Annotated in this window: 22 protein-coding genes; 12 read left to right on the forward strand and 10 right to left on the reverse strand. The window is 61.7% G+C overall.

The window, feature by feature from the left end; all coding sequences use genetic code 11:
• Positions 1 to 16 precede the first annotated feature (16 nt).
• The 3 genes from BLS41_RS30270 (at position 17) to BLS41_RS30280 (ending at position 3,877) form a co-directional block, all read left to right on the forward strand.
• Entirely contained in the window at positions 17 to 1,492 is a 1,476-nt protein-coding gene (locus BLS41_RS30270) for an aldehyde dehydrogenase (protein WP_074773103.1), read from the forward strand.
• 46 nt (positions 1,493 to 1,538) lie between these two features.
• Positions 1,539 to 2,432, forward strand: a complete 894-nt coding sequence (locus BLS41_RS30275) for an NAD(P)-dependent oxidoreductase (RefSeq protein ID WP_074771399.1) — start codon at positions 1,539 to 1,541, stop codon at positions 2,430 to 2,432.
• Positions 2,433 to 2,578: 146 nt separating this feature from the next.
• A complete protein-coding gene (locus BLS41_RS30280; RefSeq protein ID WP_074771400.1) occupies positions 2,579 to 3,877 on the forward strand; it encodes an MFS transporter in 1,299 nt (432 codons plus the stop codon).
• A 59-nt stretch (positions 3,878 to 3,936) separates the two neighbouring features.
• On the opposite strand, the gene BLS41_RS30285 is transcribed toward BLS41_RS30280, so the two are convergent.
• The 3 genes from BLS41_RS30285 to BLS41_RS30295 all read right to left on the reverse strand — a co-directional run bounded on the left by BLS41_RS30285 (position 3,937) and on the right by BLS41_RS30295 (position 7,550).
• Entirely contained in the window at positions 3,937 to 4,845 is a 909-nt protein-coding gene (locus tag BLS41_RS30285) for a LysR family transcriptional regulator (protein ID WP_074771401.1), read from the reverse strand.
• A 130-nt stretch (positions 4,846 to 4,975) separates the two neighbouring features.
• Positions 4,976 to 6,379 (reverse strand): MmgE/PrpD family protein, encoded by a 1,404-nt coding sequence (locus tag BLS41_RS30290; RefSeq protein WP_074771402.1) that lies wholly within the window; start codon positions 6,377 to 6,379, stop codon positions 4,976 to 4,978.
• 100 nt (positions 6,380 to 6,479) lie between these two features.
• Positions 6,480 to 7,550, reverse strand: a complete 1,071-nt coding sequence (locus BLS41_RS30295; protein WP_253189839.1) for an amidohydrolase family protein — start codon at positions 7,548 to 7,550, stop codon at positions 6,480 to 6,482.
• Between the two features lie 314 nt (positions 7,551 to 7,864).
• On the opposite strand from BLS41_RS30295, the gene BLS41_RS30300 reads away from it, so the two are divergent.
• The 6 genes from BLS41_RS30300 (at position 7,865) to BLS41_RS30325 (ending at position 13,501) form a co-directional block, all read left to right on the forward strand.
• Positions 7,865 to 9,229 (forward strand): LLM class flavin-dependent oxidoreductase, encoded by a 1,365-nt coding sequence (locus BLS41_RS30300; protein WP_083380160.1) that lies wholly within the window; start codon positions 7,865 to 7,867, stop codon positions 9,227 to 9,229.
• A 37-nt stretch (positions 9,230 to 9,266) separates the two neighbouring features.
• Entirely contained in the window at positions 9,267 to 10,631 is a 1,365-nt protein-coding gene (locus tag BLS41_RS30305; RefSeq protein ID WP_253189840.1) for an acyclic terpene utilization AtuA family protein, read from the forward strand.
• Positions 10,632 to 10,633: 2 nt separating this feature from the next.
• On the forward strand, positions 10,634 to 10,945 hold the full coding sequence (locus BLS41_RS30310) for a DUF4387 domain-containing protein (RefSeq protein ID WP_074771404.1): 312 nt from the start codon (positions 10,634 to 10,636) through the stop codon (positions 10,943 to 10,945).
• Positions 10,946 to 10,998: 53 nt separating this feature from the next.
• Positions 10,999 to 11,796 carry a 3,4-dihydroxy-2-butanone-4-phosphate synthase gene (gene ribB / locus BLS41_RS30315; protein WP_083380161.1) on the forward strand — a complete coding sequence of 266 codons (798 nt, stop codon included), beginning with the start codon at positions 10,999 to 11,001 and terminating at the stop codon, positions 11,794 to 11,796.
• 17 nt (positions 11,797 to 11,813) lie between these two features.
• On the forward strand, positions 11,814 to 12,311 hold the full coding sequence (locus tag BLS41_RS30320) for a flavin reductase family protein (RefSeq protein WP_074771405.1): 498 nt from the start codon (positions 11,814 to 11,816) through the stop codon (positions 12,309 to 12,311).
• A gap of 236 nt (positions 12,312 to 12,547) precedes the next feature.
• On the forward strand, positions 12,548 to 13,501 hold the full coding sequence (locus tag BLS41_RS30325) for a LysR family transcriptional regulator (RefSeq protein WP_074771406.1): 954 nt from the start codon (positions 12,548 to 12,550) through the stop codon (positions 13,499 to 13,501).
• 112 nt (positions 13,502 to 13,613) lie between these two features.
• Here BLS41_RS30325 and BLS41_RS30330 read toward each other — a convergent pair whose 3' ends face one another.
• Together BLS41_RS30330 and BLS41_RS39220 are read right to left on the reverse strand one after the other, a co-directional pair.
• Positions 13,614 to 14,996, reverse strand: a complete 1,383-nt coding sequence (locus tag BLS41_RS30330; RefSeq protein ID WP_074771407.1) for an MFS transporter — start codon at positions 14,994 to 14,996, stop codon at positions 13,614 to 13,616.
• A 74-nt stretch (positions 14,997 to 15,070) separates the two neighbouring features.
• Positions 15,071 to 15,232 carry a hypothetical protein gene (locus tag BLS41_RS39220; RefSeq protein WP_171910350.1) on the reverse strand — a complete coding sequence of 54 codons (162 nt, stop codon included), beginning with the start codon at positions 15,230 to 15,232 and terminating at the stop codon, positions 15,071 to 15,073.
• 462 nt (positions 15,233 to 15,694) lie between these two features.
• On the opposite strand from BLS41_RS39220, the gene BLS41_RS30335 reads away from it, so the two are divergent.
• The gene (locus tag BLS41_RS30335; RefSeq protein WP_074771408.1) at positions 15,695 to 16,042 is read left to right on the forward strand and encodes a hypothetical protein; all 348 of its coding nucleotides are present in this window, start codon (positions 15,695 to 15,697) and stop codon (positions 16,040 to 16,042) included.
• A gap of 104 nt (positions 16,043 to 16,146) precedes the next feature.
• Here BLS41_RS30335 and argE read toward each other — a convergent pair whose 3' ends face one another.
• From argE to BLS41_RS30355, 4 genes are read right to left on the reverse strand one after another with little or no spacing between them, the layout of a single operon-like run.
• On the reverse strand, positions 16,147 to 17,316 hold the full coding sequence (gene argE / locus BLS41_RS30340) for an acetylornithine deacetylase (RefSeq protein ID WP_074771409.1): 1,170 nt from the start codon (positions 17,314 to 17,316) through the stop codon (positions 16,147 to 16,149).
• Positions 17,309 to 17,986, reverse strand: coding sequence for a DUF1028 domain-containing protein (locus BLS41_RS30345; RefSeq protein ID WP_074771410.1), 678 nt, complete (start codon positions 17,984 to 17,986; stop codon positions 17,309 to 17,311). The genes argE and BLS41_RS30345 overlap by 8 nt, the downstream gene beginning before the upstream one ends.
• Positions 17,987 to 17,996: 10 nt before the next feature.
• Positions 17,997 to 18,428 carry a RidA family protein gene (locus tag BLS41_RS30350; protein WP_074771411.1) on the reverse strand — a complete coding sequence of 144 codons (432 nt, stop codon included), beginning with the start codon at positions 18,426 to 18,428 and terminating at the stop codon, positions 17,997 to 17,999.
• Positions 18,428 to 19,777 carry a flavin-containing monooxygenase gene (locus BLS41_RS30355; RefSeq protein ID WP_074771412.1) on the reverse strand — a complete coding sequence of 450 codons (1,350 nt, stop codon included), beginning with the start codon at positions 19,775 to 19,777 and terminating at the stop codon, positions 18,428 to 18,430. The genes BLS41_RS30350 and BLS41_RS30355 overlap by 1 nt, the downstream gene beginning before the upstream one ends.
• Positions 19,778 to 19,984: 207 nt before the next feature.
• On the opposite strand from BLS41_RS30355, the gene BLS41_RS30360 reads away from it, so the two are divergent.
• The gene (locus BLS41_RS30360) at positions 19,985 to 20,914 is read left to right on the forward strand and encodes a LysR family transcriptional regulator (protein ID WP_074771413.1); all 930 of its coding nucleotides are present in this window, start codon (positions 19,985 to 19,987) and stop codon (positions 20,912 to 20,914) included.
• A 105-nt stretch (positions 20,915 to 21,019) separates the two neighbouring features.
• Here the strand turns inward: BLS41_RS30360 and BLS41_RS30365 are convergent, their stop codons facing one another.
• Positions 21,020 to 22,429: a purine-cytosine permease family protein gene (locus BLS41_RS30365; protein ID WP_074771414.1), complete on the reverse strand. Its 1,410-nt coding sequence runs from the start codon at positions 22,427 to 22,429 to the stop codon at positions 21,020 to 21,022.
• 370 nt (positions 22,430 to 22,799) lie between these two features.
• Here BLS41_RS30365 and BLS41_RS30370 point away from each other — a divergent pair, with 370 nt between their 5' ends.
• On the forward strand, positions 22,800 to 23,708 hold the full coding sequence (locus tag BLS41_RS30370) for a LysR substrate-binding domain-containing protein (RefSeq protein WP_074771415.1): 909 nt from the start codon (positions 22,800 to 22,802) through the stop codon (positions 23,706 to 23,708).
• Position 23,709: the final 1 nt, after the last annotated feature.

A 23,709-nucleotide genomic window follows, 5' to 3' on the forward strand; every position in this document is an offset into this window, starting at 1 on the left:
AGGAGGAGTGACGGTGATAACCCAATATCAACTTTATATCGACGGCCGCCGCGTGGATGCGACGGACCGCCGTATGTTGCAAAGCATCAATCCCTACACCGCAGAAGTGTGGGCCGAAATTCCCGATGCCAGCGCAGCCGATGTCGCCAGTGCAGTCGCTGCCGCCAATCGCGCATTCACACAAGGCTGGCGTAACAGTTCGGGCGTGTCGCGAGCCGCGCTGATGCATCGGCTGGCGACACTGATCGAAGGCGCTGCCGATCGCATGTCGCTGATCGAAACCGCCGACAACGGCAAGCTCGTGCGCGAGACCCGTCCGCAAATGTTGTGGGTCGGGCGGCAACTGCGTTATTTCGCGGGCTACGCCGACAAGTTGTTCGGTCAGCATGTCCCCATCGATCAGCCGGATACGCTCGACTATGTGTCGATGGAGCCATATGGAGTGGTCGGCCTGATCACTGCCTGGAACTCGCCATTGGCATTGCTAGCGAACAAACTCGCGCCTGCTCTCGCGGCTGGTAACTGCGTCGTCGTGAAGCCGTCGGAACATGCTTCCGCTTCGACACTCGAGTTCGCGTCGCTGGTCGAAGAGGCGGGTTTTCCTCCGGGCGTGTTCAACGTGGTCACGGGTGGCGCGGAGACGGGCCGCGCGCTGGTCGAAGATCCGGGTGTGGCACTGATCAGCTTTACGGGCAGTCCGCAAGTGGGCCGCCACATTGCAGCTGCAGCGGGGCGGCGTCTCGTACCGGTCAAACTCGAACTCGGCGGCAAGTCACCCAACATCATCTTCGACGATGCGAGCCTCGATCACGCGGTCGTCGGTGCGCTCGCAGGTATTTTCGGTGCGACCGGACAAACCTGTGTCGCGGGCTCGCGCCTGCTGGTGCAACGCGGCGTCTATGACGAGGTGGTGGATCGCCTCGTCGAGCGAGCCCAGGCGATCCGCATGGGTGATCCGACCGACCCGCGCACGGAGATGGGCACGGTGGCCAATGAGCCGCAATATCGCCGCATCCTGTCGATCATCGACGAAGCGCAAAGCGCGGGCGCGCGTCTGGTCACAGGTGGACGGCGCGCGCGGGGACCGGGCCTCGAACAGGGCTATTTCATCGAGCCGACCATCTTTAGCGACGTCGACAATCGCAGCGCACTCGCACAGGAGGAGGTGTTCGGACCGGTGCTCGCCATCATTCCCTTCGACACCGAAGCTGAAGCCATCGCAATGGCCAACGACAGTCGATACGGCCTCGCCGCCGGCATCTGGTCGCGCGATATTTCCCACGTCATGCGTGTCTCCAAAGCGTTGCAATGCGGCACTGTGTGGGTCAACACCTACCGGGCGTTGGCTGCTCAGGCGCCGTTTGGCGGCTTCAAGGAATCGGGTATCGGTCGCGAGCGCGGCGACGCTGGGCTGCGCGAATATCTCACCACTAAAAACGTCATGATCGATTTCTCGGATTCCGTGCGCGATCCGTTTGCGATCCGGACATGACAGCAACCCAGCCAGTGTGCGTACTTTCTAATCTTGTGGAGCAGTCATGAATCAGGAATGGAGCCTCGGATTTGTCGGGCTGGGCGTAATGGGCGAACCGATGAGCACGAACCTCGTGCGCAAGTCGTCGTTGCCGGTGCATGTGTTCGACATGTCAGCAGAAGCCGTCGCCCGGGTGGTCGAGCACGGCGCGTTGGCGGCGGATTCGATCGAAGCGCTTGCGCAGCAGGCAGATATTGTGTTTCTCTCGCTGCCTTCCATCGAGCAGGTGAAAGAGGTGTGCGCGGCGCTGGTGGCGTCGCACGGCCGGGCGAAGATGATCGTGGATATGAGCACTAGCGATGTAGCCGGCACGCGTGAACTGGCCGCCACGCTCGCGGCGAAGGGCATCGATTTCGTCGATGCACCGGTTGCCCGCACGCGCGAAGCGGCGGTACAGGGTACGTTGTTCATCACCGTCGGCGGCACTGAGAAGCACGTGAGCATGCTGCGGCCTTTGCTCGAATGCATGGGTTCGGACGTGCTTCATTGCGGTGATATCGGCAGCGGTCAGACGGTGAAGATCCTGAACAACATGATGGTTTTCATGACCGTCAACGCGTTGTCTGAAGTCCTAACGATCGGCAGGCGCGCGGGGCTCGACGGCGAGGTGCTGTTCAACCTGCTGTCGAAAGGCTCGGCCGACAGTTTCGTGCTGCGCAATCACGGCATGAAGTCGCTGATGCTGGACAAGTTTCCGGAGAAGGTTTTTCCGCTGGTGTATGCGATCAAGGATGCCGCGTTGGCACTCAACCTCGCCAGGCAAGGCGAATTCGCGCCGCACATTGCGCAATACACCTATGACCTGATGTGCCGGACGCGCGATGCGGGTTTTGGACAGAACTATCACCCGGCCATTGTGCAAATGGTGGATGGGCGCATCACCGCATCCAGCGATTGAACGACTGCCGGTTGATGGACGGCGAAGTAATCGTCGTCCCGTTTTTCTGAAAGGCCAGACGAATAACGAAACGGCACGGGACAGATCGCTGATCTTCAGCACAGCGCGTGTGACTGCATCCGATGCCGAATAAAGGAGACGAATCCATGACAAGCATCGAAGCCAGTACTATCCGCAAGGTTCGCCTGCACATTGTTCTGCTGCTGATGGTCTGTTACTTCGCGGCCTATCTGGATCGCGTCAACCTGAGTTTCGCCGCACTCTCGATGAATCATGATCTCGGCCTGTCGCCGGCGATATTCGGCGCGGGGGCCGGCATCTTCTTTCTCGGCTACGTGCTGTTCGAGGTACCGAGCAACCTGATGTTGCGGCGCTTCGGCGCACGTCGCTGGTTCGCGCGGATCATGCTGTCGTGGGGCGTGATATCGCTGCTGTTCGCGTTCGTTCACAACACCGCCGGTTTTCTTGGTTTGCGATTCCTGCTCGGTGCCGCCGAAGCCGGCTTCTTCCCAGGCGTGATGCTGTTTCTGACGGACTGGCTGCCCTCCGCTTATCGCGGGCGCATGGTCGCGTGGTTCGCTGTCGCGCTGCCGATGTCTGCGGCGCTCGGCGCGCCGATCTCGGGATGGATTCTCAATCTGCATGGTGCGCTGGGACTGCATGGCTGGCAGTGGTTGTTCCTGCTTGAAGCGCTGCCTTCGCTCGTGCTTGGCATAGTGGTGCTGCGCGTGCTGGCCGATTCTCCGGCCAACGCGCGTTGGCTCGAACCGCAGGAGCGCGCGTGGCTGGAGCAGACACTGGCCGTCGAGCGCCGCGCGTTGCCGCCCTCGAGTTCACACGGCGCGTGGCATGCGCTGTGCAATTCGCGGGTGTGGCTGCTGGGTTTCATCTATTGCGGCATCGTCGCGGCAAATTATGGAGTCAGCTTTTTTCTGCCGCAGATCGTGCAGGCGTTCGGCGTGAGCGTGAGCCAGGTGGGACTGATGTCAGCGCTGCCGTTCGTGGCTGGCGCAGCGGGATTGATCTGGTGGGGCGCGCGTTCAGATCGTAAGCGTGAACGGCGCTGGCATCTGATGATCCCCGGTATCGTCGCGGTGCTCGCATTGAGTGCGGCGGCGCTGACCGAACAACCCGTGCTCCGCCTCGGCGCACTCACGGTAGCAGGCTTCGGCGCGTTCGCCAGCATCTCGGTTTTCTGGACAATTCCCGCGGCGATGCTGTCTGAAACGGAAGCACCTGCGGGCTTCGCCGTGCTGAGTTCGATCGGTAATGTAGCGGGATTTTTCGCGCCGTTTGCGGTGGGCGTACTCAAGCAGATGACGGGTACGTTTTCGAGCGGGCTGCTCGCATTGGCGATATTTATCGCGTTGACGGTGGTGGTGGCGTCGTCGGTGGTGAGGCCTGTTGTTCGGGCGACGCCGGAGCTGGTGAAAGGGGAAGCCTGAACTGCGCGTGGGCGATGACTGTCTACATGCCGCATGTCGGCGCAATGTTTGCCTGCGAGCTACGGGGCCACCGCCTGCTGCAACGACTCAGTCAGTTGCGGCAGGATTCGCTTCGTCACCTGCAGCGTCAGCGCCGACGCCCGTTTGTCGCTCCAGATGGCTTCCATTCGTACGCGACCTTCGGTTGGTCGCAGTTCGCGGAAACAGAGTCCCGGGAAAGCACTGTGCGCATAGGAGAGCGGCACCACGGACACCCCGAAACCCAACCGCACCATCTGAAAGATGATCAGCGGATTGCGCGCCATGTGCTTGAACTCGGGACTGAAACCCGCATCGATGCACGACGCGACGACCGCATCGAACACCGCCGGCCCGTGTTCGCGCGAGAGTGCGATCATCGGCTCAATCGCGAGGTCGGACAGAGAGAAGTCGGTGGAATCGGCCAGTCGATGGCCTTCGGGGAGCACGGCTGCAAGAGGTTCGCTAAAGATCGGCATGTGATGCAGTTTCATCCGGTCGGGCTGAACGTGAACGATGCCGATGTCGAGCGTCCCCTGCGCGACGGCAATGACCTGATCTTTCGACTGCATATCGCTGACCGACACATCGACGTGCGGGAAAGTCGTGCGCATCAGGTCCAGAAATCGCGGCATCACGCCGAACAATGCCGACGTGGCGACCCCCAGCCGCAATACACCCGCATCGGATTGTGCGGTTCGGACAGTGGCATTGATAGCGACGCGCAACTGGCCGAGCAGAACCCGGCTCTCCTGGAGAAAGACCGCGCCCGCGTCCGTCAACCGGACCTCGCGACGGGTACGCGCCAGCAGCGTCACCCCCATCTCCTCTTCGAGCGATTTGATGTGTTGTGAGAGAGGAGGCTGGGACATGTGCAGCCGCTCCGCGGCCCGGCTGAAACTCAGTTCTTCAGCAACTGCGACGAAGGAGCGAAGGTGCCTCATGTCCATAGCACGGAGCCTTTTAGAATCAGCGGAAGGAGTCGATGCCGGCCGATCGGCGATGCGCCGCCCGGATGGGCGGCGGCCCCGGCCAGTCGTGGCTACTGAGCGCCGATTCTAGCAGGCACTGCGGCACGGATCAGGCGAGCGCCCGCGTGATGCTTCGCACGGGGGTGTCCCGGGAAGCGCCCAGCAGGGTATCGAGCGCGGCATCGACCCGGCTGGCGGGCAAGCCGATGCTCGCGTTGCCGCGAAACTTGGCGACGATCTCCGTGAGACTCAACGCGCGCTCGCCGCTTCCGAGATTGATCGGCACCTTGACGCGCAGTGTGCCGCCGTCGACAAGCCGCACCGATACCGCACCGGAGAAGTACTTCGGGAATTGCGACTCCGTTTCCGCGACACAGTCGACCTTCGCCGCGAGCATCAGGATGTCGGGGTCCCGCAAGCTCTCGTCGCTGAGTTCCGCCAACGTGAAGCGACCGCGCAGCAGACAGGCCGCGATGACGAATTGCGCACTGAACTTGGCCTCGTAATCGCTTTTCGGCACGCGTTTGGCGGCAGCAGGCTCCGCGACGATCGCGAGGGTGGCGGCGGGCAACTCGCAGGTGATACCTGCTATGCGATCGATCGAACCTGTCTGTTCGCGCAATTGCAATGCCGCTTCGGCGCATCCGTGAATGAAATGGCAAACCGGATATGGCTTGATCGACGTATCGAGCAGGGTCCACTGTCGACCCAGACCTTCGGCGATGGAATCGGCGTCGACTTCACCGGCAAGCGCTTGCAGGTGTGTATCGAAGAGTCCGAATTTACCTTCGTACGGCCGATCCGGTCCGGCGAATCCGGCTTGCGCCATGTGCGCCGCCGTGATACCCGACAGCGCGCCCCAGCCCGGATGCATGCGCTTGGTCCACGCGCCGTTTTCCAGGAACACCTGGATGCCGGACGTCGTGCTCCCGGCAATGCCCTGCGCGGACACGAGTTGATCGAGGCTCAGCTCGAGCAGCTTACCGGCGACGATCGCCGCACTAAAGTGCGAGACGATGCCGGTTGCGTGGAAGCCGACATGATGGAAGCCGCCTTTGACCGCCCGGCCCAGCCGGATGGCGGTCTCCATTCCCGCCGCGTAGGCGGTGATGAGCTCGCCCCAACTCATGTCGCGTGCTTCGGCGATGGCCAGTGCCGCAGGCAGGCAAGCCACGGTCGGATGCACGATGCTGGCCGGATGCGTGTCGTCGAAATCGAGGCCGTGCATCAGGTAGCCATTGGCGAACGCGGCGTCGCGAGGCGACAGCTTGTCGCCGCCGCCGATCACCGTTGAGTCGCCGGCGGCACCCGCGGCACGAATGCCCGCGAGACCCGCCTTCGCGAAGGGGAAATTGTGCGACGCAAACGCCAGTCCGATCGCATCGACGATGTGATGGACCGACTTGTTCCAGACCGTATCTGGAATGGCCGCGAGCTGCAGATCGAGCGTGAAGCGCGCGAGGGATTGCGCGAGATTGCCTGACGGCTGGCGTAATACGGAGGTGCTATGCATGGTGTCTCCAGGATCAGGCATGGCGGAATAGGGTCCCGGCACTTGCGTGCGAGGGTCAGAAAGCGTTGCGACGCAATAGTCAGCGCGAGCTCGGTCAACGTTAGCGACCGGCGTCGCCGATCCGATACGTTCGCGCTGCGGTGTTATAGAAAAGGTCTTGTTTTTCCGACTCGCTGGCGTCAACGGCGAGTCTCTTGAAGGCGTTCCACACCGTGGCATAGCTCGCGGACGCCCGGTCGACCGGGAAATTGCTCTCGAACATGCAGCGGCTCGCACCGAAGGTTTCGATCACCTCGGTCACCGTGGGCCGCCAGGCATCGGCAAGCGTGGCCGACGATGGCGGGTTCGGCTGACTGATGAAGTCGTAGCCGAACACCGTAGTCCCATAGCCGCCGATCTTCATCACGATATTGGGGCAGGCTGCGAGCGGCGCGAGCAGCGGCAACCATTCGTCGAACGCTGCCTTCTGGCGCTCCGCGTAAGGTCCAACCCCAAGCAGGCCGCCGATGTGATCGACCACGATCGTCGATTCCGGCACGCTGCGCGCCAGCTCGATCACATCCTGAAGTTGCGTGTGATACACCCAGGCGTCGAACGTCAGTCCGAGTCGGGCGAGCTGCCGGACGCCCGCGCGAAACGCATTATTCGCATAGAGCCCGACGGGCGGTCGCGGCAGCACGCCATGCTGAAACGATTCGTGCCGCGAGGCGGCAAAGCGGATACCGCGAAAACGTCCTTTGCCCGCGTCGATCTGTGCACCCAGCACCGGCTCGACCGCATCCCCGAGTAGCAGATCGGCGAAGCCGACGATCCCGGCTGCAACATCGGTATTCGCGCCGCGCGCTTTGGCCGCTTCGGCGAGCCGCACCACGGCGTCGGTTTCGCCCACGGGTTTCATCATTTCGTCGCCCGACTGACGGTATTCCCAGCCGCATTGCACGTAGACCGTGCTTTCGATCCGGTGACCGGCGCCGGTATCGCGCAGCAGGTCGTCGAGTCCGTAGCCTCCCCAGTGATGCGAGAAGTGATGATGCGGATCGATGATCCGTCGCTGCGGGTCCAGCGCGGGCTCCTGAGCGCTGCCGAGCCATGCGGCACTTGGGGAATGGGTTTGCAGAAGCGGCGGGTTGTTGTGGACGGCGCCCGGCGTGGGCTGCGTTGACAGGTTCACGAAACGTCTCCTCCAGGTAAATTGCCCGGACCTCGCAATGAATCTGTTCGACGCCCATTGCGGTTCTTCGGGTCTATTCGTCAAACGGATGAATGCATGACCGATGCTCGCATTCATTTGTCCGAGGCCGTGAAAGCATTGCGATTCAGGCCTGGCGACAAGCATAACCGGATCGATGTGCGGCCCGAATAGCGTGATTCATTCGATATGCCTATAGATCTATCGAACTGTGCAAATTGTCCCAGGTGGCCTCGTGGGAATACCTTTGCTTCCGTGCACACCGTTGCCAGAACCATCACAAGGACAATCACATCATGAGTTCCAACAAGCCTCGACAAATGGCGCTGGTCGCTTTCCTTCAGGCGCAGAACTGCAGCAACTACGCGGGCTCGTGGCGGCATCCGTCGAGCATGACGGACTATCTGACTCCCGAGTACTACCAGCGCGTGGCACGTACCCTGGAAGAAGGCAAGTTCGACATGGCGTTCTTCGATGACCGTCTTGCGATGCCCGATATCTACGGCAATAGCCATCGCGAAACGGTCCGCTACGGCGTGCGTGCGATCAAGCTCGAACCGACCTCGGTGCTGATGGCGATGGGCATGGTCACCTCCCGTCTCGGTCTCGGTGCGACGTATTCGACGACTTACTACGAGCCGTATCACGTGGCGCGTCTGTTCGCCACGCTCGATCTGATGACGAAAGGGCGCGTGGCCTGGAACGTGGTGACGTCGATGAACGACTCGGAGGCCGCCAACTTCGGTGCCGACGAACATCTCGAACACGACGCCCGCTACGACCGCGCCGACGAATTCATGGAAGTGGTGATGGGCCACTGGGACACGTGGCGCGAAGGCGCGATCGTGGCCGACAAGCAGGAAAGCTATTTCGCCGATCCGTCGAAGGTGACGCGCCTCGATCACAACGGGCGCTTCTTCAATTCACGCGGACCGTTGACCGTACCGCGTTCATCGCAGGGGCATCCGGTGATCCTGCAGGCGGGGCAGAGCGGTCGCGGCCTTGCGTTTGCCGCCCGCTGGGCCGAAGTGGTGTTCGCCAAATATCCCACGCTCGAGAACGGCATCAAACAGTACCAGGCGCTGAAGGCGGGCGCGGCAGCGGCAGGGCGCGATCCTGACTCGCTCAGGATTTGCGCGGAAGTGAAGATCATCGTGGGCGCAACGGAAGCCGAGGCGCGCGAGAAGCACGATGTGATCGCGGCGCTGTCGCGGCCCATCGACGGTCTCACGATGATCGGCGAAACGTTGAATATCGACTTCGCGGGCCGCCCCTACGATCAGCCGTTCACCGACGAGGAACTCGCCGCCGTGTCATGGCAAAGCCTGCGCGACAAGGTGGTGCAGGTCAGCGGCAAAAAGAATCCGTCGGTGAAGGACTTCGTCGAGGCGTCCGGTCGCGGCACGCTGCGCGACGGACCGTGCTTTGTCGGCACAGGCGCGCAGGTCGCGGAGCAGATGATCGAATGGTTCGACAAGGCGTGCGATGGTTTTGTGTTGTCGGCGACCTATGTGCCGGGGACCTACGAGGACATCGTGCGTCTGGTGATCCCCGAATTGCAGAAGCGCGGCGTGTTCCGCAAGGAATACGAGGACGACACGCTGCGCAGTCATCTGGGTCTGCGCAAACCGTTGGCGGGCGACTGGCGCAAGCCGTCGTGAGCGTGAGTCGAGCATCTAGCCAGGAGAACCCGTCACAATGACCAGCAAGACTGTACGCATGATGTCGGCGAGCGGCATCCTCGGGTATGGCTTTCCCGAGGCATCGATTCGAGCGGCGATGGAGCGCAAGCCGCACATGTTCGGTGTCGACGGCGGCAGCTCAGACCCCGGTCCGTTTTACCTCGGCTCCGGCAAAACGCTGAACTCGCGGCTTGCGATGAAGCGTGATCTTTCGCTGCTGCTGCGCGCGGCGATCGCCTCAGGCGTGCCGATGATGGTCGGCACCGCGGGTGGCGCAGGCGGTGAGCCGCATCTTCAGGTCTGCGCGGAGATCGTGCGCGAAATCGCCCGTGAGCATGATCTGCATTTCAGAATGGCGCTGATCCACGCGGAGCAACCGGCGGCCTATATCAAACAGCGGCTTGGCGAAGGCCGTATCAGAGCGCTCGACGACGCGCCGCACCTCGACGAGCAGGTGCTGGACGGCGCGAAACGGATTGTCGGCATGATGGGTCCGGAGCCTTATCGCGCCGCACTGGAAGCGGGCGCGCAGGTGATTCTCGGCGGACGCGGCACTGATCCGTCGCCGTGGGTCGCGCTCGCGATGCATCACGGCATGCCGGCTGCCTCGTCGTGGTACGCGGGAAAAATGCTGGAGTGCGCGTGCAACGCCGCTATTCCGAAGAAGCATGACTGCCTGCTCGTGACGGTCGGCGAAGACTATGTTGAAGCGGAACCGATGAATCCCGAGTTGCGCTGCACGCCGTTGTCGGTGGCCGTGCAGGCATTGCACGAGACGTCGAGTCCGGTGATCCGTCATGAGCCTGGTGGCCTCATGGACACCACCGATTGCCGGATCGACGCCGTCACCGATCGCGTCGTGCGCGTGTCGGGCATGCGCTGGCAGCCGCAGCCTTACTCGATCAAGCTCGAGGGTGTGCGCAGCGTCGGCTTCAGTACCGTGACGTTTGCCGCGACCCGGGACCCCGGGCTGATCGCGCAAATCGAACCGTTTCTCGATTTCGTGCGCGAATCGACGCGCACGAAAGTGTCCGCACTCGGCATCAACGCCGACGATTATCAGCTTGTGCTGCGCACATACGGCCGCAACGGCGTGATGGGCGCTTGGGAGCCGGCGACGGGCGTCGTACCGATCGAGATGGCGATCATTGCGGAGGTCGTGGGCAAAACGCAGGAGATCGCCAACGCGGCGCTGTCGCTGGCGCGAGTGACCTTGCTGCATTCCGACTTCGCCGGCCGGATGTGCCGGGAAGGCAACATGGCGTTTCCATTCTCGCCGTCGGATATCGAGCGCGGCGAAGTCTACGAATTCATTCTGCAGCACGTCGTGTTGCCCGACGATCCGCTGGAAATGTTCCCGATCGATTACGAGGAGGTGTGACGATGGTCCGTCTCAAAGACATTGCGAAGGCCTGCAAGAGCAAGAACGCGGGACCGTTCCATATCACGCTCGACATCATGTTCGACGACCGTTCGCTGTTCGAGAAGGTCCGCGAGTCGGGCGTCATCACGGCGGAGCGAATTGCGGCGCTCTATCAGGTCGAGGTCGGGCAAGTCAGATTCACCGAGTATCCGCCCGCGCTCGCGTGGAAAGCGACGCTGCCGCGCCGGGTCGCCTCGGGTGCGATCGGCGACACGGACATTTACGGCGCGCAGCAGCATGCGCCTTTGCTCGATATCGAAGTGCCGCTGTAACGAGCGCCTCGCTGACTTTCTGTTTGACGCAAATGGACGCAAGGGTAATCAATATGCAAGACGCTAATTCCACGCTCGATGCACGCGCAGACGACGCATCGTACGACGCAGGCGAGGTCTGCAAGCGCAGCAGCTTTTTTATCGAGCCGGCCGACGAACGAAGCCGCCAGGGTAGCCCATTGACCGACCCGTTGACGCGCGCTGCATCGCTTCGACGCCGTGCCGATCCGACGGCCGCGTTCGACAGTGTGCCGGCCGCGATACGGGCGATCGAGCGTGGCGAGTTCGTCATCGTGGTCGACGACGAGGATCGCGAGGACGAAGGTGATCTGATCATCGCCGCCGACGCGATGACGCCCGAAGCTCTCGCGTTCATGGTGCGGCACACCAGCGGTCTGATTTGTATCTCGATGCCGGGCCGCGTGCTCGATCGCCTTCAATTGCCGCCGATGGTGCAGGAGAACGACGAGTCCTTTCGCACGGCGTTCACCGTCAGCGTGGATCTTCGCCACGGCGTCACCACGGGCATTTCGGCGGCCGACCGCGCCGCAACGATTAATGCGCTCGCGTCGACGAAATCGGTGGCTGCCGACTTCGTGCGTCCCGGTCACGTGTTTCCGCTGCGCGCCCGCGAGGGCGGTGTGGTGGAGCGCCCCGGTCACACCGAGGCCGCTTACGACCTTGTGCGGCTGGCGGGGCGCGGCTACGCCGGTGTGCTTTGCGAACTGGTCAACGAAGACGGAACGATGGCGCGGCGAGCCGATCTGGTGCGCTTTGCGGTCGCGCATCGGATCGTGCTCGTATCGATTGAACAAATGGCCGCGTATTGCGCGGCGTTAGAAACAGCCTGATTTTTTGGGGAAAAACCATGAACGCCATCGACAGCAAAATTTTGCGCAACACGCTTGGCGCATTCACCACAGGCGTGACGGTCATCACTACGCTGGGCGCCGACGGACGGCGTTACGGCGTCACCGCCAATTCGTTCAGTTCCGTCTCGCTCGCGCCACCTCTCGTTCTCTGGAGCCAGTCGACTACGTCACGCAGTCATCCTGCTTTCCGCGACACAGAACGGTTCGTGGTCAACATCCTCGCCGTCGATCAGATTCACGTGTCGGATCGCTTCGCCAAGTCCGGCGACGACAAGTTCGACGGCGTCGAAATCGACGAAGGTGTCGCCGGTTTGCCGATCATTCGCGGCGCGTCTGCGTTCCTCGAGTGCCGGAAGATGGCGACGTACCCCGGCGGCGATCACGTGGTGTTTCTCGGCCTGGTCGAGAACGTGTTTCGCGGCGACCGCCCGCCGCTTGCGTTTCGTGACGGCAAATACCTGACCCGTCTGCTCCACGATCTCGCCGAAGCGTAAGCCGAAGCTGGCTGATTCATCTCGACATGCGCCGGCTCCGGGATGGATGCCGGCGCTCGCGCATGCGAAGGCGAAACGGCCACGGCTGGTTGCAAACCTACGCGTTTTCCCTGGTCGAGCACGCATCCGCGACATCAATCTACAGCTTACGCTGCGTGCTACCATCGCCAGCACATCAACGATGCCGTATACCTCTCGCGTTCGAGCGTTCGTACTTCTCGATCCTTGCCGACCTCATGGACAATCCCTCGTTTCGCTTTCACCTGCCCGAGCTGGAAACATTTCTGGTAGTCCTCGAAGAAGGGCAGTTCAGCAAAGCGGCTGAGCGTCTCTGCATCTCGCAGCCCACCGCGTCGAGTCGGGTCAAAAAGCTGGGATCCGTACTACGGGTGCAGCTTCTGGTGCGCACGACCCGGCGCGTCGAACCCACCGAAGAAGGCCGCTTGCTGCAAGCTGCGGCGATCGACGCGCTCGGCGGTCTGTATGACATTTTGCGTCAGTTCCGCGACCGCTCCGACGCCGCGCGCAATCGTGTCGTCGTTGCCGCGACGCCGATGATCGCGGCAACCTTCATGCCGCAGATCATTCATTCGTATTGCGAGCGCTTTCCGGACGTGAGTGTCCAGCTCAAGGACATGCCGTATGAAAACGTGCTCAAGGCGATCGCCGACGGCACGGCCGATCTCGGCGTCGCGGCGGTCGACGGTGACCACGACAACCTGCTGTTTCGTCCGCTGGCGGAGGAGCCGGTCGTGTTGATGGCGCCGTCCGCTCATCCGATTACGCAAGCGAAAGAGGTGACGATCGACATGCTGTTGCCTTATCGGCTGATTCTGCTGGCGCGTTACAGCGACCTGCGTCAGCGGCTGGCGATGGCCTTCGGCGAACGCGGCGCTGTGTTCGATGCGACGACGGCGGCGACGTTGCCGACGCTGCTCGGCATGATCGACACGGGAGGCTTTCTGACCTTCATGCCACGATCGCTCGCGGAGTCGAATGCGCGGCGCAATCGCGCCACGCTCGAACTAACGGACTTTCACGCCACGCGGTCTTACGGCAGCATCGTGACGCGCAAGGCGTTGCCGACTGCGGCGATCACGAGCTTTCGCGAGCATCTGCATCAGCAATTCGAGTCGTTGATTCCGGATGCCGGCGCGGTGCCGCTGGACGCCGGTCGCTCGGCTGCATGACATCGCGTTGCCTTCCGATTTCGATTTCCCCAGCGTACTGAACAAACGATCACGCCACCGCGATTGAACGGTGGCGTGATCTGGAAGCGCGGCAGGAAGAGGCGTCAGCCCATCACATAGGGCTACTGCCGATTACGGTCGCAGCAGGACTGGCGGCGTCGCTGACGGCGTGGCTGGACTCGCCCACGTAGCCCACCGGATGCACCTGACGACGCAGCTTCATGTAGCCGATGCCGCCCAGCGTCGCGATGAACCCGGCGACCGACACCATGCCCGCCAGATACACCCACGAACCCGTCTTGTGCATTAGCCATTCGGCGAGGAGCGGAGTGGGGGCGCTGAACAGAATCGACGCGATCGCTCCCGACACCGCGACGCCGGTATAGCGGTACTCGGCGGGGAACAGTTCGGCGCTCATGCTGCCGACCACGCCATAGGTGGTGACCTGTCCGCAAACCATCGTCAACGAGAGTGCAAGACCGACCAGCACCGGACTGGCCGTATTGAGCGTCAGGAATAGGGGAACACTGCACAGCACGGCAAACAGCGTGCCGAAGAAAAATACCCGATGTGCGCCGATCCGGTCCGCGTAGGAGCAGATGATCGGAAAGGCGATCAGATCGATCAGCGAGGCAATCATCACGAGTCTGAAGGTGGTAGCCTGCGGCATCTTCAGATGGAACGTTGCGTACGACACGAAGTAGGTGGCTACCATGTAGAACACGACCGCAAACGACGCGGACATCGCGGTGGCCACCAGCGTGGGCAGCTTCGCGTGGCGCAGCACGTCCGCGATCGGCAGCTTCACGCGACGGCCGGCCGCCTTCATGCGTTTGAAGTCTTCGGATTCCGCGACGCCGAGCCGGATGAAAAGGCCGATCAGCACGAGCGCGAAGCCCGCAATGAAGGGCACACGCCAGCCCCATGCGAGGCGCGCGTCAGGGGGCAACAGGCCGACGAGCGCCATGGCTCCCGTCGACAGGAACAGCCCGAAGCCGCTGCCCATTTGCGGCGCCGCGCCGTAGAGCCGAACCTTGTGCCGTGGCGCATTTTCGACTGCCACCAGCACGGCGCCGCCCCATTCTCCGCCAACCGCGAGACCTTGCAGCAGACGCAGCGTGACCAGCAGAACCGGGGCGAGTACGCCGATCTGCTGGTAAGTCGGGAGTATTCCGATCGCGCCGGTGGCCGTGCCCATCAGCATGAGCGTGAAGATCATCGTCGACTTGCGGCCGATGCGATCGCCGAGGTGGCCAAACACGAACGCGCCGAGTGGACGGGCGAGGAAGGCCACACCGAACGACGCGAAGGCGATCAGCCGTGCGATCGCGGGATCTTTGTTCGGGAAGAACAGCGGTCCGAAATACAGTGCGGCTGCGGTGCCGTAGATGAAGTATTCATACCATTCCACCGATGTCCCGACGCAACTGGAAATCAGTGCGCGCCGCGCCTGTCTGGCCTTGTCGACCCGGGTCCGGCTGTTCTGCTCTGCCATGGTGTCTCCTGATTTGAATAATGGACGGTGAGCTGGGCGCCGCAATTACTACGGAGGCACCAGAGCCGATTACGTCATATTCTCGTCAAGTGACGGCGCGGCATCCATGCGATGAACAAATACACTGATTGGGTTTGCGGATGAATGAGCGGAAGATGCTCGGCGGAATACGGCTGGACCATCTTCAACCGGTCGAGTTCGCGCATGTTCAGTGTCACCAGTTCGGCTTGACGCATGCCAGCCTCCCGGAATCCGACCGGAAGCACCCAGCATCGCACCAGCAGCAAAACCCGACATCTGTATCTTGCTGAAACATGACATTCTCATATTGCCGCTACAGATTTTCTGTTGATAATTTACGTTATGTCAAATTGAACCGAATGTAAAAGACCATCTTGCTAGCCAAACACCGCAGAAAATCAGCGCCGCCCTCAACTGACCGCGCGTGATTACTTTCCCAATGCCGCCCCAGCGGCCTCCGGCCGACCCGCTTGCGACCCGCCGAGCTTGCGCATGATAATGCACACGGTATGCAACGTGGATCCGCACAGGACAAAGCACTCGAAGTTCCACCGCGTAAATCTTTGTTCTAAAGGGGCGACCCTCGCATCAGCAATTCAACCTCAAACCATCAAATTTGAGCTCGCTTTTGCGTTCACCCTTGAAACCGCGTCGGGATAACGGCGATTGGAGATGTAATGCAATTCGACAGGCAGCAGGAAAGGCTCGGACAGAACGGTGCAACCCTGCGTTCTCGACCGCCGGGCTTATTGACGAAGGTGCTGGCCGTAGTAATCGGCGCTGCATTGCTCGTCGTGGGGTTCGCCGTTTCGCTCGTGATGTTGGCAGTGCTACTTGGGGCTGCCATCGTGATTGGCGGCATCATCTGGTGGAAGACGCGCGATCTGCGCAAACAGCTTCGTGAGCAGGCAATACGCGCCAAGCAGACGCACGAACAGGAAGTACGCGAGCGCGCGGGCCAGCGTATGGATATCGGCGATGTGATCGAGGACGTCGAATTCCACGAGGAAAATCGACAGAAATAAGCGCTGCATCGTGACCGTGCCTGCGCGGCCGCGCTACCGGTTTTCAGGTCTGCCGCCGACAGACTCGATAGTGAAAGTGCGGCTACCTCACTCGCTCTCTCCGTTCAGCGACTCGCGCCTTCGCTCAGGTGTTGCGCGAGCCGCGCAAGCATTGCATCGCATTGCTGCAACTGCTCAACCGTGATGAACTCGTCCGGCTTGTGGCCCTGGTCCATGCTGCCCGGCCCGCACACCACGGTCGGAATACCCGCGTTCGTGAACAGCCCGCCCTCGGTGCCGAACGCCACGGTGCCGAAGTCATCCGATCCGCTTAGATGGGCGAGCAGACGCGCTGCGTCGCTGTCGGGCGATGTGGCGAGTCCAGGATACGCATTGAGCGGTTCCAGACGGATATCGGTATCGGCCTGCACCTTGCGCATTTTCGGTAGCAATTCGGTTTGCGCATAGGCCTGAAGACGCTCGGCGACCGTGTTCGCGTCGAAGCCCGGCACCGAACGCACTTCGAAATCGAATGCGCATTCGGCGGGCACAATGTTCAGCGCGCGTCCGCCTTTGATGACACCCGTCTGCACCGTCGAAAACGGCGGATCGAAACGCTCGTCGCAATACTGCGACTGCGTGAGTTCGTCGCCGATTGCTTCGAGCCGGTTGATGAGCCGCGCCGCGTACTGGATCGCGTTGACGCCATAGGGTGCATACGCCGAATGGCACGCCGCGCCTTTCACGTGACAGCGCATCGCGAGCTTGCCTTTGTGACCGAGCACCGGCTTCATTCCGGTCGGCTCGCCGATCAGGCAAACACGCGGCTTGTGCGCACGCTCCTGAATATCCGCGAGCATCGAGCGAACCCCGAGACAGCCTACTTCCTCGTCGTACGAGAACGCCAGATGCACCGGCATGTCGAGCTTGCGCGCGACCAGCATCGGCACCGCGGCGAGCACCGCCGCGAGATAGCCCTTCATGTCCGCCGTGCCGCGTCCATGCAGACGGCCGTTCTTTTCGGTGACACGGAACGGATCGACGCTCCAAGCCTGGCCGTCGGTCGGCACCACGTCCGTATGACCGGAGAGCACGATGCCGCCCTTGTCGCGCGGTCCGATCGTCGCGTAGAGATTCGCCTTGGTGCGCTCGTCGTTATGAAACAGCTCGGATTCGACGCCGTGATCGGCCAGATATTGCTGAACGAACGCGATCAGTTCGAGATTCGGATCGCGGCTGACAGTCGCAAAACTGACAAGACGCTCCAGCACCGCGCGGCTCGATAGCTCACTCATCGCCGGGCACTCCATAGCTCGGCGCCGTGGTCGGATCGAGTGCGCGCGTCACGTAGTCGTTCATCTGCGGGCGATACGCTTGCCACAGTGAATCGAGTTGGCCGATCGGATCGTGGTCGGCCCAATCTACCCGCAGATCGACCACCGGCCACACTTGCGTATCGGCGATCTTCAACGCGGCCGAATGTACCGGGCCTGCTTCCCCGCCTGCTTTCATCGCCGCGTGCAACGCCGCGAGCAGACGGTCGGCGAGCATGCCCTGCGCCGCTTCGAACGCTGTCGTCATCGCGTCGATCACATGCGGGCCGGCCAGCATGTTGCCCGCCGCGACGCACTGCTCGCCCGCCACCGCATGATGCACGCCGAGCGCTTGCTGGCCGGTGAATACCGCCGTGCGGCCTTGCGAATCGACCACCGTCACCTGACGATATTCGCTCCACGCCTGCTCGCTCAACGCCCGCTCGAGTGCGGCCTCGGGGCTCAGTTGCTCACGCTCGATCAGATCGAGAATCAACGGACCGAGCGCGGGCAGCGTGACATTTTGCGTCGCCACTGCGCCGACGCCCGCGCGCACCCACGGACAGCGCGCGCCAACCGAAATACTCGACGAACTGATGGCGATGCCGAGTTGACCCGTCTCACGGCAACGTCCGACGATCGAGAATGTCATGCGTTGCTCCTTAGCTTTGCGACGGCGTCCAGTTATCGGGAATCACGGCGATTACGTCGATTTCCATCAGCCATTGCGGCTGCCCGAGCGCGCTCACGCACAGACCCGTGGAGATCGGAAAAACGCCCTTCAGCCACTTGCCGACTTCCTGATAAACCGGCTCACGGTAACGCGGATCGATGATGTACGTCGTCGTCTTGACGATGTGCGACATGTCGCTGCCCGCTTCTTCGAGCAGTTGCCTGACGTTCTTCATCGCCTGTTCGGCCTGTGCGCGCGGATCGCCCAGACCGACCAGGTTGCCGTCGAAATCGGTGCCGATCTGGCCGCGCACATACACCGTGTTGCCGGCGCGCACGGCCTGGCACAGGTCGTTGTCGAGCGTCTGATTCGGATACGTGTCTTTCGTGTTGAACATACGGATGCGGGTATGGGTCGGCATCAGTTGACTCCCAGTTCGGTCGTGTTGGTGGTTTGCGTGTCGTTCCGCGCGGATTCAGCTTTCGCTGTGCGATCCGTGTCGGCTCGACGTTGGTCCGCGTCGCGATATTCGGCGTATTTGCGCTGCGTCGCGATGTGATCGGCGACATGCTTCGCGTCGTGCCACACGCCCCAGATGAATGACGAGCCGCGTCGTGACAGCCATGGCAAACCGAGGAAGTACACGCCTGGCTCCTTCGATACACCGCGCTGATGTTTCGGCTTGCCGTTCTCGTCGAAGGCGTCGACGTGCAGCCAGCTGTAATCGGTCGCATAACCCGTCGCCCAGATAATCGTGCGGATGCCTGCCTTCGCGAGATCCAGTTCGCGCAGCGGGTTCGTCACGCATGCGGGGTCGGACGGAATCACGCGCGCCAGCGGATCAGCGGGCAGATCGATACCGTTGCGTTCGATATAGGCGTCGGCGGCGTCGAGCAACGCGAACAGATTCTCGTCGCCGCGCCGGATGTTGTCGGCGAGATCCTGCTCGAATTGCACGGCACCGTCGTCGAACGATTTCGTCAGGCCGACGAGCGTGATGCCTTCATGCGCGAGGCGGCGGAAGTCGATGGTCTGACCGCCGTACGCGCCGCTGACGGCGATCGTCACGTGTTCGCGGCCGGGGCCGGCCTCTTCCTTGTCCCACTCGCCGAGCACGCCGAGCCACCAGCAGAAATCGCGATTGCGATACGCGCGCGGCGGACGGTCGTGTGCGCCGACCGACAGGTACACGTCGCGGCCCGCGCGATTCAGTTCGTCGGCGATCTGCGTGCCCGAGGAACCCGCGCCGATCACCAGCACCGCCCCTGCGGGCAATTGCGCGGGGTTACGATAGTCGGCCGAATGGATTTGCGTGAGGTTTGCGTCCTGCGGCGCGATCGGCGGAATCACGGGGCGCTGGAACGGCCCGGTCGCCACCACGACACGCTTCGCTTCGATCGTGCCTTCACTCGTTTCGACGATGAAGCCTGGACGCCCCTGCTGACGCTCGACACGCTTCACGTCGACACCGGTACGTACCGGCGCATTGAATTTTTTCGCGTAGGCGACGAAGTAATCCGCGACCTGCTCCTTGCCCGGGAACGCGTCCGGGTCAAGTGCTTCGAACTCCATGCCGGGGAACCGGTCATGCCAGGCGGGACCGTTTGCGACCAGCGAATCCCAGCGGCCCGTGCGCCACCGTTCGGCGATCCGGTCGCGCTCCAGCACGAGGTGCGGAACACCTTGCCTGCTCAGGTGCTCGCTCGCTGCTACGCCGGCCTGACCGGCACCTACGATCACGGTGTCGATGGACAGTTTTTCAGCCGTCATGGCTGCCTCCTATGAAAAACGACTTGATCCGTTATGGTCGGGGTGCGCTGCGCAACCCTCTTCCGACGACGACATAGCGACAGACTCTACGCGGCACGGACCTCAAACTAAAATACATTCAAAAAATGCCATGCATTGTTTTTACCTATGCAAGCTGCCGCGCGACGGCGGATAATGACGCTCTGCACGTCTTCACTGGAGATCTGGATGGAAGGCTATCCGGTACGTTATTCGCTGCGTCAACTGCGCTACTTCGTCGTGACCGCAGAAACACTGTCGTTCACTGCCGCTGCGAAGCGTCTGCATATTTCGCAGCCGTCCATTTCCACGGCGCTCGCCGATCTCGAAGAACTGTTCGGCGTGCAGCTCTTTATCCGCCATCACGCGAGCGGACTGTCGCTCACGCAGCCGGGCCGCGATCTGCTCGGCCACGCGCGCAATCTGCTGAAAAACGCCGAAGAACTGCAACTCACCGCGCAGGAACTGGACGGCGGCATGTCCGGGTCCATCGCGCTCGGCTGCATGGTGTCGCTGGCGCCGCCGCTGTTGCCGGGCATCATCAGCCGCTTCGTTCAGGATCATCCGGGCATCACGTTCCGCACCACGGAGGCGCATCAGGACACGTTGCTGAGCGGTCTGCTGGACGGCTCGCTGGATATCGCGCTGACCTACAGCCTCGATCTCGCCGACGGCGTCACGTTCAATCCGCTGCTGACACTGCCCCCTTACGCGATCCTGCCGGGCACGCACCGCCTCGCGCGTGCGCGCAAGGTGTCGTTGCAGGATCTGCTTTCCGAGCCGTACGTGATGCTCGATCTGCCGCACAGCCGCGAGTATTTCTCGTCGCTGTTCGACGCGGTGGGCGGCCGGCCCATGCCGGCGTTCCGGTCGTCGCAGCCGGAAGTGGTGCGAGGCATGGTCGCGAACGGGCTCGGTTACAGCATTCTCAACTTCCCGCTGAAGTCGAACCGCACCGTCGACGGCGAAGGCTTCGTGATCAAGCAGTTCAAGGAGAGCGTGAACGCGACGACGCTCGGCATCGCCATGTCGAATTCGATGAAGCCGCGCGAGGTGGTCAGGCGATTCTCAGCTTTCTGTGAGAGCTATATCCGGCGCCTGCACATCGGCCAGGGATAAGTTCGAGGCGGATGGCAAAAAGCCCGTCGGCAACGCAGGTTGCCGACGGGCTTTTCTGTTTGAACATCAGACGAATGTCACAACGCGCAAGGCGCGCCGCACTGATTATCGCGCCGAAGCCACCGGTTGATTCTGGCGACGGCGATACGCGGTGTCGCGTGTAGCGAGCCACAGGTACAGCGGCGTCGTCACGACGATGCCCACCAGCCACGACAGGTCCGCGCCATCCAGATGCGACGAGAACGAACCCACGTAGATCGGCGTATTCATGAACGGAATCTGCACCACGATACCGATTGCGTAAGCGATCAGCGCCTGCGGATTGAAGCGTCCGTAGATGCCGCCGTCCACGCGGAAGATCGATTCGATTTCGTACTGGCCTTTGTGGATCACGTAGAAGTCGATCAGGTTGATCGCCGTCCACGGTACCAGCACGACCAGCAGCGCGAGCACGAGATCGACGAAGTGACCGATAAAGTCCTTCGACGCACCGACCGCAGCAAAACAGCACGCCACGAGAATGACGATGGACAGCACCGCACGCGCTCGCGCCGTCGGAATCCACCGGTACGCGAACGTCTGCAGAGACGTAATGACCGACAGTACCGCGCCGTACAGATTCAGCGCGTTGTGGCTGATCACGCTCAGCAGGAACAGCACCAGCATGATCGGGCCGATCGCGCCGGTCGATGTCCTGACGGCGTCCATCGTGTCGGCACCGGCCGGCACCGCGAGCACGGCCACGGCGCCGAATACGAACGCGAGCGTCGAGCCCAGCGAGCAGCCGAGATAGGTCGCCCAGAACGTCGACGCGACGCCCACATCCTTGGGCAGATAGCGTGAATAGTCGGACACGTACGGCGCAAAAGCGATCTGCCAGAGCGCGGACAGCGACACTGTAGCGAGCCAGCCGGCGATGCTGAAACCACCGCGAGTCAGGAAATCGTCCGACTGCACGTGCGTCACGATGTAGCCGAATCCCACCACGATACCGATTCCGAGCACCCATGTGCCGATCCGGTTCAGCATGTGTATGAATCGGTATCCGATGATGCCGATCAGCCCCGAACCCACTGCGCCGATCACGATGCCGACGCTCACCGGAATCGACGATTCGATGCCGTGCAGTGATTTACCCGCCAGCACGATGTTCGACGCGAAAAAGCCCACATACATGATGCCGGCGATCACCGTCACGAGTAGCGCGCCCCATGAGCCGAACTGCGCGCGGCTCTGGATCATCTGCGGAATACCCATCTGCGGGCCCTGCGCCGAATGCAGCGCCATCAGGATGCCGCCCAGCGCCTGCCCGACTATGATCGCGACGATGCCCCAAAAGAGATTGAGGTGATAGATCTGCACGCCGAGCGCGCCGGTCACGATCGGCAACGGCGCGATATTGCCGCCAAACCAGAGCGTGAAGAGATCGCGAACCTTGCCGTGCCGCTCGTTTTGCGGCACGTAACCGATCGTGTGTTTCTCGATCAGGGGAACCGTCATGCGGTCTTGAGCCATACGTCTCTCCAGTGTCTCCGTCGTATCGCGTACGAGACGAAAATTGATCAACCGGGCTGGGACTTCGATTAGTGAAATGTCCCCCAACCCACGATGCGTCCGAATTTACTGACGCCAAATTTCGTTGACCAACACTGTTTTACGATGCTTTGCATAGTTTCTACCTATGCGTAATGGGAATGTGAACGGAGATCGAAGCGCGTGGCAGGTTGTTCTGGTGACGATTTTCCCGAGCCGTGCCTGCCCTTCCCCAACATATCGCCAATGCCCAATTCCTCATACGTTGAATGCGCCACATAATTGGCGCGTTTAGAATGAGGCGCCAATTAATCGTAAGGCCGATAAGTCTGGATGCCGTCAAGGAGTCAAAGTGGAAGTCAAATGGATTGAGGATTTCATCGCACTCGCACAGCACCAAAGTTTTTCGCGCGCGGCAGAACTTAGAAATGTGACTCAGTCGGGCCTGAGTCGCCGCATTCAGGCTCTGGAACAGTGGATCGGCGCGGAACTGATCGACCGCAGCAGCTTCCCCCCTACTCTTACTGCCGCTGGCAGGCTTTTTCGCGAAGCCGCCGAAGACGTCATCGGCAAGTTGCTCGACACGCGTGCAATCATTCGCAGCGAGCAACGCATGCCGGGCACTGCGCTGCAAATAGCGGCTGGGCATGCAATCTCCGTGGGCTTTGTACCGGACTGGCTTCAATCGCTGCAGAGCCGCTTTAATGTGCAGCGAGTGCGGATCATACCGACCAATGTTCACGACTCGATTCTGATGCTCGTGAACTCCAACTGTGAACTGATGCTCGCCTACGAGCATCCCGAACTGCCGCTGCATCTCGACTCGACACGCTATCCGTATCTCACTGTCGGCCGCGATGTATTCCTGCCGGTGTGTTCGTCAGACCCGCGCCTGACTCGCGCATTCAGACTTCCTGGCACGCTCGCGCGCCCTATTCCGCTTATCGCCTATAGCGCGACGACCTATTTCGGCCGATGCTTCGACCTGTTACTGCATCGCGCGAGTAAGAAACCGATCCTTAATCCGCATTTCGAATCCGATATGGCGGATGTACTCAAACGTCTGGTTCTCAATGGCGAAGGTATCGCGTGGCTGCCAAAGAGTCTGATCGAATCGGAACTCAATGATGGCTCGCTCGTGCCGGCAGGCGACAAGACATGGCAACTCGATCTCGAACTGCGCCTCTATCGCGACCGGAACAACGACATGCCGTTGATCAACGATCTCTGGGACTACCTTCAATCCCGCCCGGCGGCATAGA

It is taken from the genome of Paraburkholderia fungorum (assembly GCF_900099835.1).
In the GTDB taxonomy this organism is placed as follows: Bacteria; Pseudomonadota; Gammaproteobacteria; order Burkholderiales; family Burkholderiaceae; genus Paraburkholderia; species Paraburkholderia fungorum_A.

Coding starts and splice junctions, on each gene's coding strand:
- BLS41_RS30360 (WP_074771413.1), top strand. CDS start 19,985: ATGGAAGGCTATCCGGTACGTTATTCGCTGCGTCAACTGCGCTACTTC.
- BLS41_RS39220 (WP_171910350.1), bottom strand. CDS start 15,232: ATGCGTCAAGCCGAACTGGTGACACTGAACATGCGCGAACTCGACCGG.
- BLS41_RS30355 (WP_074771412.1), bottom strand. CDS start 19,777: ATGACGGCTGAAAAACTGTCCATCGACACCGTGATCGTAGGTGCCGGT.
- argE (WP_074771409.1), bottom strand. CDS start 17,316: ATGAGTGAGCTATCGAGCCGCGCGGTGCTGGAGCGTCTTGTCAGTTTT.
- BLS41_RS30285 (WP_074771401.1), bottom strand. CDS start 4,845: ATGGACATGAGGCACCTTCGCTCCTTCGTCGCAGTTGCTGAAGAACTG.
- BLS41_RS30305 (WP_253189840.1), top strand. CDS start 9,267: ATGACCAGCAAGACTGTACGCATGATGTCGGCGAGCGGCATCCTCGGG.
- BLS41_RS30345 (WP_074771410.1), bottom strand. CDS start 17,986: ATGACATTCTCGATCGTCGGACGTTGCCGTGAGACGGGTCAACTCGGC.
- BLS41_RS30280 (WP_074771400.1), top strand. CDS start 2,579: ATGACAAGCATCGAAGCCAGTACTATCCGCAAGGTTCGCCTGCACATT.
- BLS41_RS30330 (WP_074771407.1), bottom strand. CDS start 14,996: ATGGCAGAGCAGAACAGCCGGACCCGGGTCGACAAGGCCAGACAGGCG.
- BLS41_RS30290 (WP_074771402.1), bottom strand. CDS start 6,379: ATGCATAGCACCTCCGTATTACGCCAGCCGTCAGGCAATCTCGCGCAA.
- ribB (WP_083380161.1), top strand. CDS start 10,999: ATGCAAGACGCTAATTCCACGCTCGATGCACGCGCAGACGACGCATCG.
- BLS41_RS30310 (WP_074771404.1), top strand. CDS start 10,634: ATGGTCCGTCTCAAAGACATTGCGAAGGCCTGCAAGAGCAAGAACGCG.
- BLS41_RS30275 (WP_074771399.1), top strand. CDS start 1,539: ATGAATCAGGAATGGAGCCTCGGATTTGTCGGGCTGGGCGTAATGGGC.
- BLS41_RS30365 (WP_074771414.1), bottom strand. CDS start 22,429: ATGGCTCAAGACCGCATGACGGTTCCCCTGATCGAGAAACACACGATC.
- BLS41_RS30350 (WP_074771411.1), bottom strand. CDS start 18,428: ATGCCGACCCATACCCGCATCCGTATGTTCAACACGAAAGACACGTAT.
- BLS41_RS30325 (WP_074771406.1), top strand. CDS start 12,548: ATGGACAATCCCTCGTTTCGCTTTCACCTGCCCGAGCTGGAAACATTT.
- BLS41_RS30320 (WP_074771405.1), top strand. CDS start 11,814: ATGAACGCCATCGACAGCAAAATTTTGCGCAACACGCTTGGCGCATTC.
- BLS41_RS30300 (WP_083380160.1), top strand. CDS start 7,865: ATGAGTTCCAACAAGCCTCGACAAATGGCGCTGGTCGCTTTCCTTCAG.
- BLS41_RS30335 (WP_074771408.1), top strand. CDS start 15,695: ATGCAATTCGACAGGCAGCAGGAAAGGCTCGGACAGAACGGTGCAACC.